Here is a 16,459-nt window from a genome sequence, read left to right on the forward strand (position 1 = left end):
TTCAGGTATACCAGCCCATCAGGTGCGCTGGCAGGCCCGACAAGCGATACAAAGCCTTCCGACAACAAACGTTAGCGGCCCCGCCAACTGCCCTTGACGCCTGCGAATGGTCGCAATGAAGGAGTGTTGAAAAACTTTCACATTCAGTCCTCACGCCCCCTTGCAGTCCGCTGCGTAGCGATATACCTAGCACCCACTGTCGCGGGGTGGAGCAGCCCGGTAGCTCGTCAGGCTCATAACCTGAAGGTCGTAGGTTCAAATCCTACCCCCGCAACCAATACAATTTGCGATACCTCCGCTGGTTCTACCGCGGAGGTTTTTTCGTTTTGGGAGACCCCGGACTGTGGCGGTCTGTTGGGCGGTGTCCCCTATCAAGTCAACCCAACCAGTTTCAGGGGCCAAGACAGGCCTAAGCTAAGCGAAACACGCTCGCCGCCTCAATCACCGTTCGGTCGGGTGTTTCCCGGCCAGTGTAGTGCACGCTTTATGCTCCGCAAAGGCAGAGAACCAAAAGGACTGAATGTCCTCGGCTTATTTGCCTGTCAGGCTCCAAAGACCGCCCACCGTTTCATCCCAGCATTCCGCCGGAGGGCGGATTTGGCAGCGTCATCAGGGTAACGACAGGGCGGAATGGCGGGGCATCGCAGGCGTAGACAGTTCGATGATCTCGGTTGTCATCTGCTCTTGGCGGGACCGCTGGAACTCTGCCTGAAGATCTGCGGCGATACGTTTGACGTTTGTCTGCGCGCGGGACATGGCCGCCGCACGGGCCCCGTTTTCTGCCGCGTATCCCAGCATCAGCGCTTCGCACAGCTCAGTGAACACGTATTCCTCAACCAGATCCGACACCAGCGCGCCTGCGGATAGCGAGGTCAGAGGCAAGTCCTCTGTCATGGCGGGGAAGCGGTTGAAGTCGAACGGAAACAGCGAGCGGCGAATCAAAGACAGGTCCGTAGCGTCAGGGTCTGCGAACAGGAGCGCGACGGGTTCGCCCGCCGTCTTTGCCAGCCGTTCGAACAGGACATCAGAGAGACGGCTGGCCAGCGATGGCACCTCTTGGGCATGTGTTGCGGTTTCGGTAGACCAGACCGGCGTTACCCGTCTTTCACCAAGTGCGCCCAAGGTGCGCCCACCAACAGCAACAATGTCTGCACCCCGGGTGGCTTCGGCCAGCGCCGCATCGGCGATCCGGTCGCCGAAGACACCCGAAAAACCCTGCGCCGAGCCGATCACGATAACCAGCCCCGGTACGTCCTTTGGATGGGGCGCGGTCGCTTGTGCCGCAGCCAATGCGGTGGACAGCGCCATTGCCACGCTGACCTCATGGGCGCGGATCGGTGCAAGATGGGCGCGCGCTTCGTGCTGGTGGGCGACCGCAAGCGCGCGCAGCGTCAATACAATGCTCTCAATCTCGCGGATATTGGCGATCCGGTCGCGGATGTCGTCCGGTCGGTTCATGTCGTCGGGTCAGCCGGTTGGGCAGGCAGTCGTGCGATGGCGGTCCGGACGCAGGCGTTCGCGGCCTTGCGGGTCACATCGTCCACGCCGGGTGCCATGCTCAGACCTGCAAGCTGCGGCTCGGCCGCGATCAGCGGTCCCAACGAGGCTTTGAGGGCGGGAAACTGGTCGATGGGAACGGGATCAAGCACACCGTCTGCCAGTGCTGCCAGCAATGCCACCTGCGCAGCCGTCGACAACGGCGCGTAGCGATCCTGTGCCAGCAGCGCACCAATACGTGCGCCGCGTTCGAGCCGTTTCTTCATGGCCTCGTCGCCAAACCCACCGAACCGCGCAAACATCTTCATCTCAAGGTATTGCGCATAGTCAAGCCGCAGGCGACCCGCCATCGACTTGAGCGCGGGCGGCTGTGCCTTGCCGCCAACGCGGCTGACCGACAGCCCGACGTCGACGGCCGGGCGTTGATTGCCAGCAAACAGCGCCGCCGATGTCACGATCTGCCCGTCAGCGATCGAGATCAGGTTTGTCGGGATATAGGCAGACAGGTTTCCGGCCTCGATCTCGGCAATCGGCAGCGCGGTCAGCGAGCCGCCGCCCTTGGCCTTCGACAATTTGGCCGAGCGTTCCAGCAGCCGCGCATGCAGATAAAAAATGTCGCCGGGATAAGCCTCGCGCCCGGGCGGCTGGCGCGACAACAGCGCAAGTTCTCGGTGCACAGCCGCGTGTCTTGTCAGGTCGTCATATACAATCAGCGCATGCCCGCCACGGTCTCTTACCGCTTCGGCCATCGACGTCGCCGCAAAGGGGGCCAGCCAGCGCAGGCCCGGTTCCGAAGTGGCGGGAGCAACCACAAAGATCGTGCGCGAAAGGTTTCCTTTTTCGCGCACCGCCTCGATCACCCGGCGCACCGCCGTTGTGCGCTGACCGATGGCGACGTAGATGCAGACAATATCGTTGTCTCTTTGGTTCAGGATTGCGTCCACAGCGATCGCGGTCTTGCCGGTGCCCCGTTCACCGATGATCAGTTCGCGTTGTCCGCGCCCGATTGCGAAGAGGGCATCGACCACCAGCAAACCCGTCTCCACAGGTTCGGTTACAAGGTCGCGCTCTATGATCGACGGTGCAGGGCGCTCAATCTCGACGACTTCAGTGGCTTTGACAGGGCCGAGATCATCGAGCGCACGACCCAGAGGATCGACCACCCGGCCAAAGAGCGCGTCACCGACCGGGACGGACAACAGATCCCCGGTCCGGTTTACCGGGCTGCCTGCCTCGATCCCCGCAGTAGGGTCAAGGAACGCCGCCTGAAGCGTGGTTTCGTCAAGGTTCAGCACGAACCCACGCGCGCCGCCGATGAACTCCAACACTGCGCCAAGTCGCGCCCCGGGCAGGCCCGAAACATGCGCAAGCCCGTCCGCGATTTCAGTCACAGCGCCGGTCTCTCGCATCTCCGGACCCAGCCTGGCCGCAGCGACACGGGATTTCAGGGCTTCGAGTCCGGGATCAGTCGCCATTGCCCAGCGCCTCCGAAATGCGCTGCAGGTCATGGGCGACAGAGTTGTAGACTGTCCCCGTGGCAGATCGCAGCTCGAGCCCGGCAATTAGGGTCGGATCGACATCTATAGCCGCATCGCCCAGACCCATGGCCCCCAAGGCGTCCTTGACTGCCGCAACATCGGCGTCGCTCAGCGCATGGGCGGCGACCAGTTTCAGGTGCGCGCCCGAAAGTAGAACCTTGCGTTTGTCCTCGGTCATGGCAGCCAGTTCAGCGGCGAGACGTTGGGCAAAACCCGATATGGTCGGCGGGGCCGGCAAATCCGAAAGCGCCTTTTGGGCAATGGTCTCGGCCAGTTCTTTTGCACGACGCAAGGTCTGGGCCTGCGCCCCCTTGGCGACCTTGGCGGCCTCTACCTGAGCGTCGTCGACGATTTTTGCGGCCTTGGCCCGGGCGGCCTCGACCATTTTTGCTTGCTGCTTTTCAGCGTCGGACTGCGCGCTGGCCAGCACGTCGTTGCGCGCTAACGCGGTCTTTTCAGTCTCGGCATGGGCATCCGCTTCGGCCTTGGCTGCTTGGGCCTGCGCGGCGTCAGCTGCATCTTTGGCGGCGACGATCTCTGCCTGCCGTTTGGCGATGATGTCGGCCACCGGGCGGAACAGGAAATGCCGCAGAATCGCCAATAGAACGAGGACGTTCACGATCTGCAAAATGAAGGTGAGCCAATCGAACTGCATGTTTTGTTCAGGCGTAGGGGTTGGCGAACAACAGCAAAAGCGCGACCACCAGACAGTAGATCGCCATCGTTTCGATCATGGCAAGTCCAACAAACAAGGTACGTGAGATGGTGCCTGACGCTTCCGGTTGACGGGCGATGGCATCCATCGCCGCCGCAACGGCCCGCCCTTCCGCAAGCGCCGGACCTATCGCGCCGAACGAAACCGCCAGCGCGGCCGCGATGACACTTACAAGATGGACATAGTTCATGTTTGAGACTCCTTTTGGGCCTTGTCAGGGATATCTTCCTCGACCGCTGAAGCGATGAACACGAGGGCGAGTATCGCAAAGATGTAGGCTTGGACCGCGCCAGTCAGCATATCCAGTGCCATAAGGGGGATTGGAACCAGAAGACCGGCAAGTGACAGCACGATACCGATCACAAAAACGCCGCTCATCACATTGCCAAACAGGCGAACCATCAAAGAGAATGCCCGGGTGATCTGCTCAATCAGATTGAGAGGGATCATGACCCAACTGGGTCGGGCAAAGCTTTTCAGATAGCCCCATGCACCCTGCGCTTTGACGCCATAGGCGATGGTGGCCAGAAATACGATCAAGGCCAGCGCCGCGTCGGTTTCCAGATGCGCCGTTGGCGGCTCTACCTCGGGGATCAACGAGGACCAGTTTGCCGCGAGGATGAACAGTAGAAGCGTGCCGATCAGCGCCCGGTATCGTCCCGGATCGCCGGGAATGGTGGCGCGGATCTGGTCGTCAATTGCGCCAACCACAAGCTCTAGCACCGCCTGCATCTTGCCGGGCCGGATCGCAAGCCGCCGTGTCAGAAAAAAGGACCCCAGACCCAAAAAGGCAATGACGCCCCAAGTGACCACGACAGCCCAGCTGATGGCCAGAGGACCGATGTTGAAGGCGTAAGCTAGGCTGAGAGGTGAGTCGGTCATGGCGTCCCCGCATTCTTTCTGCGTAACACCACAGCGCGTCCGCACATCACTCCGACACCCGCCCCCAGCAGCGCCAAAGCTCCGAACCAGGTGCACAGGTACAAGAACAACGCCAACCCAACCAAGCGCGCCATCTGAAGCACAACCGCTGACATCTGGCCGGCGACAAGGCGATCCGCGACCAGACGCAGGCTCCAGAAATGCAGCAGTCCCACAAGCAAACCCGCGAGGGCGGCAAGTACTGCGATCACAGCGGATGTCGCCAGCGCGCTCATTGTTCATGCATCCAGCGCAGCGCCAGCCAAAGCCCCAGCCCCGCGCCCAGCATGGTAAGCGCCGCCGACAGCATGATCCCAGTGTCCAGCAGGCGATCCAACCAGTTGCCGACCAACACGCCAAGAACGGTCGGCCCCACAATCACCCAGCCCAACACGCCGATTTGCCCAAATCGTCTTGCAAGTGACGGTTCGGGATCGCGTTTGCCGGCCTCCTCGCGCGCCTGAGTGCGCCTCGCCGCGTCTGCCAAGTGGCTTTCGTCAGGGTCCGGTTTGGGGTCGGTCATCTGAAATCCTCCGCAAGATCGTCCTGACCCGAGGTCGGGCCGAGTTGTCGCATCAGGCTGCGGATCGCATTTGTGTGCAGACGGGTGTGTTCGGCCCGCGCCCGCCGTGCCGCGTCCACCTGATTGGCGACGTTCTTTTTTACCAGCGCTTCGAGAACCGACAGATCGTCCCCGCGGACAGCCTCTCGGCAGGCGACGTCGATCGTGTCGCCTGCGCTCACCCGCAGAATCCCGCCCCGCAGGGCGCAATAGTGCCAGACGCCCTCGGACCCGCGCCAGCGCAGCACCGACGCACCCAGCACCGTCAGGAAATCCGCATGACCGGGCAAAAGGCCAAAGCTGCCGCTGCGGTCCTCGGCGCGAACCGAGGTCACGCCGGTCTCCGCGACTTCGACGTCAAGCGGCGTGGTTACGGTCAGGGTCAGCGTCTTGCTCATGTAGCGGCGCCTTTCCGCTGTTCTTCCCGGGCGCGCGCCTCGTCCAGATTGCCGATCATGTAAAGCGAGCCTTCGTCCCAGTCGTCGCATTCACCCGCAAGGATGGCCGCACAGCCGGCCACTGTCTCGGTCAGCGGAACGGACCGGCCTTCCATCCCGGTATAGGCGGCGGCGACGAAAAAGGGTTGCGTCAAAAACCTTTGCAACCGCCGCGCGCGCCCGACCAGCAGGCGTTCCTCGCGCCCCAGTTCTTCGACACCTAGCAGCGCGATCACGTCGCGCAGTTCCTGATAGTGTTCGATCAATTCACGCACATGGCCTGCCACGCGGGCGTGCTCTTCACCGACGACAAGCTTATCGAGCAGCACCGAGGTGGTCGCGATAGGGTCAATTGCTGGATAGATCCCCTCTGCCGCCAATTGCCGCGACAAGACGACCGTGCTGTCGACATGCGCGCTGATCGCCGAAACTGCGGGGTCGGTGAAATCGTCTGCCGGCACATAGACGGCCTCGATGGCGGTCACAGAGGCACGCCCCACCGAGGCAATGCGTTCCTGCAAATCCGCCACCTCGGTCTCCAAAGTCGGCTGGTATCCCACGCGCGAGGGCATGCGGCCAAGCAGGCCCGACACCTCTGCCCCCGCCTGAACAAAGCGGAACACGTTATCCATCAACAACAGGACGTTGCGGCCCTGCTCATCGCGGAAATACTCGGCGATGCTCATGGCTGTAAGCGGCACACGCCAACGCGCGCCGGGTGGCTCGTTCATCTGCCCGTAGACCAGAACGGTCTGGTCCAAGACCCCGCTGTCGTGCATCTCGTTCAGCATCTCGTGGCCTTCTCGCGACCGTTCGCCGACACCCGCAAAAACCGAAATGCCGTCATAACCGGACACCATCGCGCGGATCAGCTCGGTCACCAGAACCGTCTTGCCGACACCGGCACCGCCGAACATCGCCGACTTTCCGCCACGGGCCAGCGGCGCCAGCAGGTCAAGCACCTTGATCCCGGTCGAGAAAATCTGTGTCTGGCCGCGCTGATCAGCCAACGACGGCGCAGCATGATGGATCGGGCGACGCGGCGTGTCCGCAGGCAGCGGGCCTTTGTCGTCCCCGATCCGGCCCATCACATCCAGCAACCGACCCAGCACCGCCGGGCCCACAGGAACGCTGAGCGGGGCACCGGTCAGTCGGACCGGCATGCCACGCGCGATGCCTTGGGTGGATTGCAGGGCGATGACACGTACACGATGCGCGTCCAGATGTGCCTGAACCTCAGCGACAACGATATGATCTCCCGTGGCGATTTCCACGGCGTCGTGGATGGCCGGCAACGCCCCGTCCACGCGAAGGTCCAAAACCGGTCCACGCACTGCGGTCACTGTTGCCCGGTCAGTCAAGGTGAATGCTTTCGTGCATCTTGGGGCATGATACCGCCAAACCCGCTGCCTCAATCGCCTTTTGCAGATGGGTCATACCCCGGTCAGGGTCGCCATGGACGACAAAAGTGCGTTTCGGTCGGCCGGTATGAGAATGCCACGCCAAAAGCTCTGCCTGGTCCGCATGGGCCGAGAACCCGTTGATCGTGAAGATTTCGGCCTTCACCGCAACCGTCTGCCCATAAATCTTCACGCTTTGCGTGCCATCGACAAGACGGCGCGCCAGCGTGCCCTCTGCGGCATAGCCAACAAAAATAACCCCGCACTCCTCTCGCCAGAGGTTGCGCTGAAGGTGATGCACCGCCCGGCCACCGGTACACATCCCCGATCCCGCAACGATCACCGCACCAGAGGTGATCCGGTTGATCGCCTTTGACTCGTCAGCCCCCCGGGTGAACTGCAACCCCTCAAGACCAAAAGGATCACGCGCCGCCAAGGTTTTCCGGAACTGCGATTGAAACGCGTCTGGATATCGGCCGAATATTTCGGTTGCCGAAATCGCCATGGGCGAGTCCAGAAAGACTGCAAGGTTTTCCGGCAGCTCTTTTTTTCGCACAGCTTCAGAAAGGACAAAGAGGATTTCCTGCGTCCGTTCGAGAGCAAAGCTGGGAATGATGGTGTTTCCACCACGATCATGGATTTTACGGATTGCCTCGATCAACTCTGTCCGGGACGCTTCGAAACTGCGGTGTGCGCGATCACCATAAGTGCTTTCGATCACCACATAGTCCGCCTCAGGTGGGGTGGCGGGGTCAGGCAGAACAGACCGCCCGCCATTCCCGAGATCGCCGGAAAAGACGATGCGGCGGGTATCCCGACCGGTGCCAGCCTCGACAACGACCGATGCGGAGCCAAGGATGTGCCCCGCTTCAATGAACGTGGCCCGAATATCGCGACCAAGGTCAATCGGATCGTCAAGCCGCGCCACCCGACCGAAGGCATCCATCGCGCGCAACGCATCCGGGATTCCGTAAAGCCCGGGCAAAGCTTTGCGCCCACGTTGCCTTTGGTATCGGGCCTGGTGTTTCGCATCTTCCTCTTGAATATGGGCGGAATCGAGCATCACGACGCGGGCAAGCTCTCGGGTCGCGGCGGTGGAAATTATCTCGCCCCGGAATCCTCGCTTGACCAAAAGCGGAATGCGCCCGCAGTGGTCCAGATGCGCATGCGTAAGCAGCAGAACGTCAATGTCCGAGGGATCGAATCCAAAGTCGCCAGCGTTCTCATCATCCGCTTCGTGTGAGCCCTGAAACAGACCGCAGTCGATCAGGATGCGGCGACCAGCATGTTCAAACAGATGGCATGATCCGGTCACCTGACCGGCAGCACCGTGAAACGAAATTTGCATGAACGCGATCCTTTCAGTGTGGGGCCAACCGACGATCGGCTTGCCGTCACGGACCCTTGAGGCGTCGCATGAATGACCGGCTACCCTCACTTGTCTGGAATGACGGTTACCCTTGCCCGGCCGGTCATGCCTTGATCCTAATCATTCGCCGGTTTTTGGGCATTGTATTGGCTTCAGACGAGGCCCGCCTTGCCGCAACTATACAAAGTCGTAATCCGGATCAGCGCCGCTTGTGAAATACGTCGTGTCCCGAGCGCGCCTGCTTCCGACGGCATCAAAGTCCACGACGCCGTCGACAGTGACAGGCAAGATGGCGAACCCACCTCTTGTTCGAGCGGATGACAGGCGAAGCGGCCACTTCGCTGCCGCTCTGGATCGATACCCATCAATCCGGCCAGCATCTCGGACTAAGGCGGCGGCGCTAACTCTCAAGCACGTAAGTACCCGGCGCATCCCCCAGCACAGGAAAGCCCTTTTCTGGCGCAGCCATATTCGGCGGTTCCGTCGTATCGCCGCTTTGCACAGTCAGCCAGTCGATCCATTCCGGCCACCACGACCCCTCTTTCTGAGAGGTCTGAGAAAGCCACGTGTCTGGATCAACGTACAGATCGTTCGGCGCGCGATGCCCGATCCGGTAGTGACGGCCCGCATGGCCCGGTTCAGACAGGATACCACCGTTGTGCCCGCCCTTGGTCAACACAAACGTCAGGTCTGAGTCGGTGAACAGCCGCGTCTTGTAGACTGATTTCCAAGGCGCGATGTGATCGGTCTCTGTTGCAATCACGAACAGAGGCACTGTGATGTCTTTCAGCACAATGACCCGCCCTTCGACAGCGAACCGCCCGGCCGAGAGCCGGTTTTCCAGAAACAGGCCACGCAAATATTGTGAATGCATCAAAGCGGGCATCCGGGTCGTGTCCGCGTTCCAGACACCGATATCGCTTGGCAGGTCGTCTTGCCCAAGGAAATAGCGGCGCACGGCGCGCGACCAGATCAGGTCTTCGGCGCGTATTGATGCAAAAGCGCGCGCCATCTGCGGACGATCCAGATAGCCCTGCGCCCACATCATGTCTTCGAGGAAGGCCACTTGGCTTTCGTCAAGGAACAGCAGCAACTCACCTGCTTCTGAGAAATCTACCTGCGCCGCCATCAGCGTGACCGAGGCAAGCCTGTCATCGCTGTCCCGCGCCATCGTCGCCGCCGCAATGGCTAGCATCGTGCCGCCGAGGCAATAGCCGTTGGCGTGAATCTTTTGTCCCGGAAGGATTGCGTTGATCGCATCGATTGCAGCCATGACGCCGCGAATGCGGTAATCCTCCAGCGAAAGATCGCGCTGATCGGCCGTCGGGTTGCGCCATGAGATGGCGAAGACGGTAAAACCCTGACCGACCAGATAGTTGATCAGTGAATTCTGCGGCGACAGATCGAGAATGTAGTATTTCATGATCCATGCCGGCACGATCAGCACCGGCTCAGCCTGCACTTGATCTGTCTGTGGGCTGTACTGAAGCAATTCACAGATATCGTTTCGATAGACCACCTTGCCCGGCGTGCAGGCCAGATCCTTTCCCACTTCGTGCCCTTCGGGCGGCGGCTTGTGCGCTTGCGTCACGGTGTTCAGCACATCCTCGGCGGCATGAGCCGCGCCTTCCAGCAGGTTGCGCCCGCTCGTCCTGACGGTTTCGTCGATGATCTCTGGATTTGTGGCCGGGAAATTCGATGGCGACACCGTGTCCAGCATCTGGCGCACCAAAAACCGGGCGCGGTCGGAATCTTGCGGTCGTAGACCGCGCAGCCCTTCTGTCGCGTGATCCCACCAGTCCTGCGTTGCAAGGAAAGATTGCTGCCACAGGCTAAAGGGCGGCTTCCGCCAACCGGAATCGGTGAACCGGTGGTCATATGCCTTTGGGGCAAAGGGCGGCTCCAACGCTGTTCCCGACATCGTTTTTGCGGCAAACCCCATCAGCTTTGCTGCGTTCTCCCCCGCGTGTTGGGCAAGTTCCAACTGCCGTCCAGGTGCGCGGGCCATGTGAATGGCCCAGTCCGACCAAGTCTGCATCATGGCAAGAGGCGACACGCCGCCCGTCGCGACCGCAGCAGCACCGCGCACCGCTCGGTCAAGATCGGCGTGGGGATGCGGGTCTGCTGTGTCCACGACGGCAGGAAGCATCGCCTTGGCCAAAATTTCTGGCTTCATGTCTGGCTTCGTCGAGTTTTTAGGCATTCCGGACCGGTACTTTCTGCGCATGACGACGGGGAATGTTACCCGCCAGCCCAGTTTGGAGGATATTCTGCACGGTCGCCTTGACCTGTCTCAGTTTCGCGGTCTGCGCTGGTCGAGCGTGCGCCTAAACGGCACCAATCCAAGCCAGCAAAATCCGATTCGAAGAGCAGTCAAAGACAACGAAACCGTCGTGTGACCACCTCCGCTGTCCGCGCTGGGGTGGTGATAGTTGTATGTCCATAGCCGCAGGCCGCCAATATGTCTGGCCTCTTCAATGCTGATGGTGGGGGATTGGTCAAGCTGCGCGTGCCGACCGGGTCGGTTGTCAGACTCACCGCAGGTCTTCTGATGGGGCTTGCCCCAATGGACGTCGGCCAAGGGGGTGCCGTGCAATTGCACCCGCATCATCAGCGCGTGACAGATGTGTTCAAGGCCGCCCACATCCGATGACAAAAAAAGGCGCCACCGAGTCCGGTGGCGCCTTTTGTTTCGTGCCCAAGTGTTGGTTCAGTGCCCGAGAATCTGGCTGAGGAACAGCTTGGTCCGGTCGGACTGCGGATTGTCGAAGAAGGTCTTGGGCTCATTCTGCTCGACGATCTGGCCTTGGTCCATAAAGATCACCCGGTTGGCCACCTGCCGGGCAAAGCCCATTTCGTGGGTCACGCAGATCATCGTCATGCCCTCTTCGGCCAATTCGATCATCGTGTCCAAAACCTCCTTGATCATCTCGGGGTCCAGCGCCGAAGTTGGCTCATCGAACAGCATGATACGCGGCATCATGCAAAGCGAACGTGCGATAGCGACGCGCTGTTGCTGACCACCGGACAACTGACCGGGGTACTTGTCAGCCTGATCGGGGATCTTGACCTTTTCCAGAAAGTGCATGGCCGTTTCGATGGCCTTTTTCTTGGGTGTCTTGCGCACCCAGATCGGGGCCAGTGTGCAGTTTTCAAGGATCGTCAGATGCGGGAACAGATTGAAGTGCTGAAAGCACATGCCAACCTCTGACCGAATCTTGTCGACATTTTTCAGGTCCGTCGTCAGACGCGTGCCGTCCACCACGATGGACCCCTGCTGATGCTCCTCCAGCGCGTTGATGCAGCGGATCAGCGTGGATTTGCCCGACCCCGAAGGGCCGCAAACCACGATCCGCTCTCCCTGGTAGACGGTCAGGTTGATGTCCCGCAAGACGTGAAAGGTGCCGTACCACTTGTTCATGCCCGTGATTTCGATGGCCACTTCGTCCGAAACGGTCATTTCCTTGCGGGCAACGGGTGCTTGTTCTGTCATTGTCTCAACTCCTTACCGGTGCGACCGGTTGAGCTTGTTTTCCATGTAAACCGAGTATCGCGACATGCCGAAGCAGAAGATCCAGTAGATCAGCGCGATAACAAGGTAGCCGGTGTAAGCAGTGCTGGCGGTCGACCATTCAGGGTCTTTCAACGTGGCCGAAAGGATGCCCAGCAGGTCGAAGATCGAGATGATCAGGACCAGCGTGGTATCCTTGAACAGGCCGATAAAGGTGTTGACGATGCCCGGGATCACTGTGGTCAGTGCCTGCGGCATGATGATCAGCCGCATCTGCTGCCAGAATGACAGGCCCAGCGACATGCCGCCTTCGTACTGGCCCTTTGGAATGGCCTGCAGGCCGCCCCGGATCACCTCGGCCATATAGGCCGACGCGAACAGGACCACACCGATCATGGCGCGCAAGAGCTTGTTGAAATCCACGCCCGGCGCCAGAAAGTAGGGCAACATGGCAGAGGCGAAGAACAGGACCGAAATCAGGGGAATGCCGCGAACGACCTCGATGAAGATGATCGAGGAATAGCGGATGATCGGGGCCTTGGACTGCCGTCCAAGCGCCAGCAGCATCCCCACTGGCAGTGAGATCACGATACCGAAGATCGCCACAACCAGCGTGATCGTCAGACCGCCCCACTTGTTCGTCTCGACCACTTCGGTTCCCAGCGCCACGTCGATGACCATGGTAACCAAAGGCAGGACCGCGAAGATGCCCAGTACCACGGCCGCCATCAGCAGGGCCGGGGCAAACGCACCAATCACGTCGCCGTATTTGCCCGAGGCCGTCAGCCACCACCCCGCCAGGGCAATGCCCATCAGGATCAACGGGAACCAGACGCCCGACACCACCTCACCGACGTCTCCGGCCCGCTCGATCGGCATGCCGTTCAGCAGGACGTAGCAAAGGATCGGAAAGCCGGTGAGCATGAAAATCGCCACCTTGCTGCGATGTGGCAACGGAAAGATCAGCCAAGCGACGCCAATGGCCAGCATCGCAAAGCAGATGTTCACCCGCCAGACCTCTTCGCGGGGGTAGAACCCGTACATGAACTGATACCATTTGGCCTGAACGAACGGCCAACAGGCCCCGGCATTTTCAATGCAAGCTTCACGCTTGATGCCCGCCGGATCGGAGAAAGTCGCCGAAAAGACGGCAAAGTTCAGCAGCGTCCAGCTCATCCAGATGAGGGCGTATGCGGTGAAGACCGTGATCAGGGTCATAAAGACCGAGACCATCGCCTTACCGGGAGAGGAATAGTCCGCCATAGAGGCAAAGATATTCCGCCAGAGCCACCCGCGCAGGCCGATTTCCGAGGGTGGAGGTGCCATGCGCGGCGCGTCTTCTGTGCGAACGAACGCGATGTCGTGTTGTTGTGTCATGCCTCTATCCCCTACCGCTCGACCAGCTTCACGCGGTTGTTGAACCAGTTCATGAAGGCCGACGTGAGCAGCGAGATCACGAGATACACAAGGATCACGATGGCAATGATTTCAATCGCCCGGCCAACCTGGTTCAGCGTGGTGCCAGCAAAGACGGCAACCAGCTCAGGATAGCCAATGGCAGCGGCGAGAGATGAGTTCTTGGTCAGGTTCAGATATTGCGAGGTCAGCGGCGGAACGATCACCCGGAACGCCTGCGGCAGGATAACCTTGCGCATCGCCAGACTGTCCGGCAGGCCTAGCGCTCCTGCGGCCTCTGACTGGCCTTTCGGAACGGCCTGAATGCCCGCCCGCACGATTTCAGCGATGAAGGCTGCTGTATAGCTGAACAGGGCAACAAACAGCGCAAAGAATTCTGGCGCGATGTAACTGCCGATGCCCCGCTCAAAACCACGGCGCAGAATTGGACCTTCGGTCACAAAGTTGGGCCATTCGATGGTCATCGGACGCCCCGACAGCAGATAGACCACAACTGGCAGACCAATGAGCAGGCCAAGATTTATCAAGGCCACGGGTCTTTGTCGTCCGGTCTTTTCCTGATTGCGCTTGGCCCAGCGGGCAAAGACGATGGCCGCCACACAGGCGATCAGAAAGGCCACCATCGTGTAGCCAAAGCCGTCTTCGACCAGGGGATAAGGGCCATAGATGCCCTTGGAGTTGATCTGCAAGAGCCCCGGTACCAACCAGCCTGAATCTCGTGGACCCGGTGCGACAAGGCGCAGCACAGCCGTCCAGAAAAAGATCTGCAGCAATAGCGGAACGTTGCGCAAAAGCTCGATATAGATCGTGGCAAAGCCGTTGAGGACAAAGTTGTTCGATAGCCGGAAGATGCCCAGGAGAAACCCCCAAACCGTCGCAAAGAATACGCCCGCGATGGCAAGGATCAGCGTGTTGGCAATCGACAGCAGGAACACATCCCAGATCGTATTCTCACCGGCCTCGTACCCGATAAGCCACGTCCCGAATGTCGTCAGGATCTGGATGTCAGATGGGCGATCAAAGAAATCGAACCCGAATTCGCGTCCCTGTTCGGCGAGGTTGGCCCCGGCGTTTCGGATCGCAACCGCGATCGCAAAGATGATCAGGATCGCCAGAACCGCTTGAAAGAATAGGGATCGGGCCTTGGCGTCAAAGACCAGCGCCGCTAGGCCCCTGCGCTCGCCTCTTGCCTCTATTTCGCTGTCGCTCGCAGAGCTCATGTGTGTTCCCCGTCGATTGTTATGTTTTTTATGGGAAAGGGACGGGAAAACCCGTCCCTTTCAGTATCAGAGGATCAGCGGATCGGCGGGGCGTACATGAAACCGCCTTTGTTCCACAGGTTGTTCACGCCACGGTCCAGCTTGAGCGGGGTGTCGGGGCCAACGTTGCGATCATAGATCTGGCCGTAGTTGCCCACAGCCGCGACTGCGCGAGTGGCCCACTGGCTGTCCAGACCCATCGGCGCGCCGTAGTCGTTGTCGCCCACACCCAGAATACGCTGGACGGACGGATTGGCCGAGGCTTTCATGTCTTCGATGTTCTCGGACGTGATGCCATATTCTTCGGCTTCGATCAGGGCGTTCAGAACCCAGCGCGAAATCAGCTCCCACTGCTTGTCATCGGCACGCACCGACGGGCCAAGCGGCTCTTTCGAGATGGTCTCCGGCAGGACCATATGGTCATCCGGGTTGGCCAGCTTCAGACGCTCGGCGGCCACGCCGGAACGGTCGGTGGTGAAGACTTCGCAACGACCGGCGCCATAGGCCGCGATCACTTCGTCCGAGTTCTCCAGCGCGACCAGTTCAAAGGTCATGCCGTGCTGCTTGAAGTAGTCGGTGATGTTCAGCTCGGTGGTGGTGCCGGTGTTGGTGCAGATGGTTGCGCCGTCCAGTTCCAGAGCCGATGTGATTTCGAGGTTCTTGGGAACCATCATGCCCTGACCGTCGTAGTAGCTGACGCCGGTGAAGGTGATGCCCAGATCGGTGTCGCGCGTGATGGTCCAGGTGGTGTTGCGCGACAGCACGTCGATCTCGCCAGAGGACAGCGCGGTAAAGCGGTCCTTTGCCGACAATGAAACGAAGTCTACGGCTTCGCCATCGCCCAGAACTGCTGCTGCAAGCGCACGGCAATAATCCACGTCCAGACCGGTCCAGCGACCGTTGTCGTCAGGCGTCGAGAAGCCCGGCAGACCCTGGCTTACACCGCACTTGAGTTTACCCGCGGCTTTCACATCGTCGAGCGTACCTGCCGCAGCGCCGCCTGCGACAAGAGCGGCAACAGCCGCCAGGGAAAGAATTTTGGATTTCATTTTAGTCTCCATGTTGGTCTTGGTCCGGGCTGCGAGTGACAGCCCGTCCTCTTTTTTGGAGCAGATGCCCCTTGCTTGCAAACTGTCCAAGGCTCCTCCCCAAAGAGCCGAATTTGGTCCGTCTTGAGACAGATCAATCGATCGACCGCAGAAGGGTGTCTTCGCGGACAGCATGGCAACAAACCTAAATCCGAATTTTTACTGGTGTAAATTAATAGTTTGTTCGGTGGCGTGGCCAGCCCATGCCTGAACTAGAAAGAAAACCAAAGACGCGGCTTGGATACGCGTTAGACCCTTGAAACTGCGCATTAAATTGTGTTTTAGGCCAAATGGGCTACTGGTCTGGGAAAGTTGGTTGTGTTTTCCCAACAACAGGCAACGCTGCTTTTTTAGTCACTTCGCGGGGCGCGTGGATCATCACAAGGCGAATCCCCAAAGACGTTGCAAATGAGCGATCACGCATCAAGTCGATTGCGTCGATCGACACATGCGCAACTCTGCACCCTTGCCACGTGGCCATCCTGAGACTGCCACGGGGCGAGCGACCCAAATGTGCCAACGACGTCGGCACAGCGATGCGCATTCGGGCGACTGGATGTTCGAATGCCGGCAGGAAAGTCGGCTCAACGCACCGCGCAAAAGCACCGAAGCCGGCGCTCTTGCATTCAGATACGAGTATTTGAATATGGATTTTTGTATATGATTGGACGGACAAAAGCCCCCGCGAGTGTTTACTCGTGGGGGCTTTTGTATTTGGATATGTATAGAGCTGTTGGTTTTTTCTA

17 protein-coding genes and 1 tRNA gene are annotated in these 16,459 nt (G+C 59.9%); 2 read left to right on the forward strand and 16 right to left on the reverse strand.

Features of this window, described 5'->3' with window-relative positions; genetic code table 11:
* The first annotated feature begins 200 nt into the window (after nt 1-200).
* A tRNA-Met gene (locus VOI21_RS23075) sits at nt 201-277 on the forward strand.
* 332 nt (nt 278-609) lie between these two features.
* Here VOI21_RS23075 and VOI21_RS23080 read toward each other — a convergent pair.
* From VOI21_RS23080 to VOI21_RS23130, 11 genes are all read right to left on the reverse strand, one after another.
* A complete protein-coding gene (locus VOI21_RS23080) occupies nt 610-1,458 on the reverse strand; it encodes a F0F1 ATP synthase subunit gamma (protein ID WP_323772327.1) in 849 nt (282 codons plus the stop codon).
* The gene (locus VOI21_RS23085) at nt 1,455-2,972 is read right to left on the reverse strand and encodes a F0F1 ATP synthase subunit alpha (RefSeq protein ID WP_323772328.1); all 1,518 of its coding nucleotides are present in this window, start codon (nt 2,970-2,972) and stop codon (nt 1,455-1,457) included. Before VOI21_RS23085 ends, VOI21_RS23080 begins: the two co-directional genes overlap by 4 nt.
* Entirely contained in the window at nt 2,962-3,690 is a 729-nt protein-coding gene (locus VOI21_RS23090) for an ATPase (RefSeq protein ID WP_323772329.1), read from the reverse strand. Before VOI21_RS23090 ends, VOI21_RS23085 begins: the two co-directional genes overlap by 11 nt.
* Before the next feature lie 7 nt (nt 3,691-3,697).
* Entirely contained in the window at nt 3,698-3,940 is a 243-nt protein-coding gene (locus VOI21_RS23095) for a F0F1 ATP synthase subunit C (protein WP_323772330.1), read from the reverse strand.
* Nucleotides 3,937-4,632, reverse strand: a complete 696-nt coding sequence (locus VOI21_RS23100; RefSeq protein WP_323772331.1) for a F0F1 ATP synthase subunit A — start codon at nt 4,630-4,632, stop codon at nt 3,937-3,939. The genes VOI21_RS23095 and VOI21_RS23100 overlap by 4 nt, the downstream gene beginning before the upstream one ends.
* Complete coding sequence (locus tag VOI21_RS23105) at nt 4,629-4,907, reverse strand: hypothetical protein (protein WP_323772332.1); 279 nt, start codon at nt 4,905-4,907, stop codon at nt 4,629-4,631. Before VOI21_RS23105 ends, VOI21_RS23100 begins: the two co-directional genes overlap by 4 nt.
* A complete protein-coding gene (locus VOI21_RS23110) occupies nt 4,904-5,194 on the reverse strand; it encodes an AtpZ/AtpI family protein (RefSeq protein WP_323772333.1) in 291 nt (96 codons plus the stop codon). Before VOI21_RS23110 ends, VOI21_RS23105 begins: the two co-directional genes overlap by 4 nt.
* Entirely contained in the window at nt 5,191-5,631 is a 441-nt protein-coding gene (locus tag VOI21_RS23115; RefSeq protein ID WP_323772334.1) for a F0F1 ATP synthase subunit epsilon, read from the reverse strand. The genes VOI21_RS23110 and VOI21_RS23115 overlap by 4 nt, the downstream gene beginning before the upstream one ends.
* On the reverse strand, nt 5,628-7,031 hold the full coding sequence (atpD, locus tag VOI21_RS23120; RefSeq protein ID WP_323772335.1) for a F0F1 ATP synthase subunit beta: 1,404 nt from the start codon (nt 7,029-7,031) through the stop codon (nt 5,628-5,630). Before atpD ends, VOI21_RS23115 begins: the two co-directional genes overlap by 4 nt.
* Complete coding sequence (locus tag VOI21_RS23125) at nt 7,024-8,418, reverse strand: MBL fold metallo-hydrolase (RefSeq protein ID WP_323772336.1); 1,395 nt, start codon at nt 8,416-8,418, stop codon at nt 7,024-7,026. Before VOI21_RS23125 ends, atpD begins: the two co-directional genes overlap by 8 nt.
* Nucleotides 8,419-8,839: 421 nt before the next feature.
* On the reverse strand, nt 8,840-10,615 hold the full coding sequence (locus VOI21_RS23130) for a PHA/PHB synthase family protein (RefSeq protein ID WP_323772337.1): 1,776 nt from the start codon (nt 10,613-10,615) through the stop codon (nt 8,840-8,842).
* Between VOI21_RS23130 and VOI21_RS23135 the strand changes: the two genes are divergently transcribed.
* On the forward strand, nt 10,593-10,838 hold the full coding sequence (locus tag VOI21_RS23135) for a hypothetical protein (protein ID WP_323772338.1): 246 nt from the start codon (nt 10,593-10,595) through the stop codon (nt 10,836-10,838). The two genes, VOI21_RS23130 and VOI21_RS23135, sit on opposite strands and share 23 nt — an antisense overlap.
* 311 nt (nt 10,839-11,149) lie before the next feature.
* Here the strand turns inward: VOI21_RS23135 and VOI21_RS23140 are convergent, their stop codons facing one another.
* From VOI21_RS23140 to VOI21_RS23160, 5 genes are all read right to left on the reverse strand, one after another.
* Nucleotides 11,150-11,932, reverse strand: coding sequence for an amino acid ABC transporter ATP-binding protein (locus VOI21_RS23140; RefSeq protein WP_323772339.1), 783 nt, complete (start codon nt 11,930-11,932; stop codon nt 11,150-11,152).
* A gap of 12 nt (nt 11,933-11,944) precedes the next feature.
* The gene (locus VOI21_RS23145; protein ID WP_323772340.1) at nt 11,945-13,327 is read right to left on the reverse strand and encodes an amino acid ABC transporter permease; all 1,383 of its coding nucleotides are present in this window, start codon (nt 13,325-13,327) and stop codon (nt 11,945-11,947) included.
* 11 nt (nt 13,328-13,338) lie between these two features.
* Entirely contained in the window at nt 13,339-14,586 is a 1,248-nt protein-coding gene (locus VOI21_RS23150; protein ID WP_323772341.1) for an ABC transporter permease subunit, read from the reverse strand.
* A gap of 74 nt (nt 14,587-14,660) precedes the next feature.
* Nucleotides 14,661-15,674 (reverse strand): amino acid ABC transporter substrate-binding protein, encoded by a 1,014-nt coding sequence (locus VOI21_RS23155; RefSeq protein ID WP_323772342.1) that lies wholly within the window; start codon nt 15,672-15,674, stop codon nt 14,661-14,663.
* Between the two features lie 334 nt (nt 15,675-16,008).
* The coding region (locus tag VOI21_RS23160) for a hypothetical protein (RefSeq protein ID WP_323772343.1) at nt 16,009-16,459 on the reverse strand (451 nt) is incomplete at its 5' end.

The organism is Antarctobacter sp., assembly GCF_034670325.1.
GTDB lineage: Bacteria > Pseudomonadota > Alphaproteobacteria > Rhodobacterales > Rhodobacteraceae > Antarctobacter.

Bases quoted from the DNA above. Each gene is read 5' to 3' on its own strand.
- VOI21_RS23130 (WP_323772337.1), bottom strand. From the start codon at position 10,615: ATGAAGCCAGAAATTTTGGCCAAGGCGATGCTTCCTGCCGTCGTGGAC.
- VOI21_RS23140 (WP_323772339.1), bottom strand. From the start codon at position 11,932: ATGACAGAACAAGCACCCGTTGCCCGCAAGGAAATGACCGTTTCGGAC.
- VOI21_RS23095 (WP_323772330.1), bottom strand. From the start codon at position 3,940: ATGAACTATGTCCATCTTGTAAGTGTCATCGCGGCCGCGCTGGCGGTT.
- VOI21_RS23105 (WP_323772332.1), bottom strand. From the start codon at position 4,907: ATGAGCGCGCTGGCGACATCCGCTGTGATCGCAGTACTTGCCGCCCTC.
- VOI21_RS23125 (WP_323772336.1), bottom strand. From the start codon at position 8,418: ATGCAAATTTCGTTTCACGGTGCTGCCGGTCAGGTGACCGGATCATGC.
- VOI21_RS23115 (WP_323772334.1), bottom strand. From the start codon at position 5,631: ATGAGCAAGACGCTGACCCTGACCGTAACCACGCCGCTTGACGTCGAA.
- VOI21_RS23145 (WP_323772340.1), bottom strand. From the start codon at position 13,327: ATGACACAACAACACGACATCGCGTTCGTTCGCACAGAAGACGCGCCG.
- VOI21_RS23155 (WP_323772342.1), bottom strand. From the start codon at position 15,674: ATGAAATCCAAAATTCTTTCCCTGGCGGCTGTTGCCGCTCTTGTCGCA.
- VOI21_RS23080 (WP_323772327.1), bottom strand. From the start codon at position 1,458: ATGAACCGACCGGACGACATCCGCGACCGGATCGCCAATATCCGCGAG.
- VOI21_RS23100 (WP_323772331.1), bottom strand. From the start codon at position 4,632: ATGACCGACTCACCTCTCAGCCTAGCTTACGCCTTCAACATCGGTCCT.
- VOI21_RS23090 (WP_323772329.1), bottom strand. From the start codon at position 3,690: ATGCAGTTCGATTGGCTCACCTTCATTTTGCAGATCGTGAACGTCCTC.
- VOI21_RS23110 (WP_323772333.1), bottom strand. From the start codon at position 5,194: ATGACCGACCCCAAACCGGACCCTGACGAAAGCCACTTGGCAGACGCG.
- VOI21_RS23150 (WP_323772341.1), bottom strand. From the start codon at position 14,586: ATGAGCTCTGCGAGCGACAGCGAAATAGAGGCAAGAGGCGAGCGCAGG.
- VOI21_RS23085 (WP_323772328.1), bottom strand. From the start codon at position 2,972: ATGGCGACTGATCCCGGACTCGAAGCCCTGAAATCCCGTGTCGCTGCG.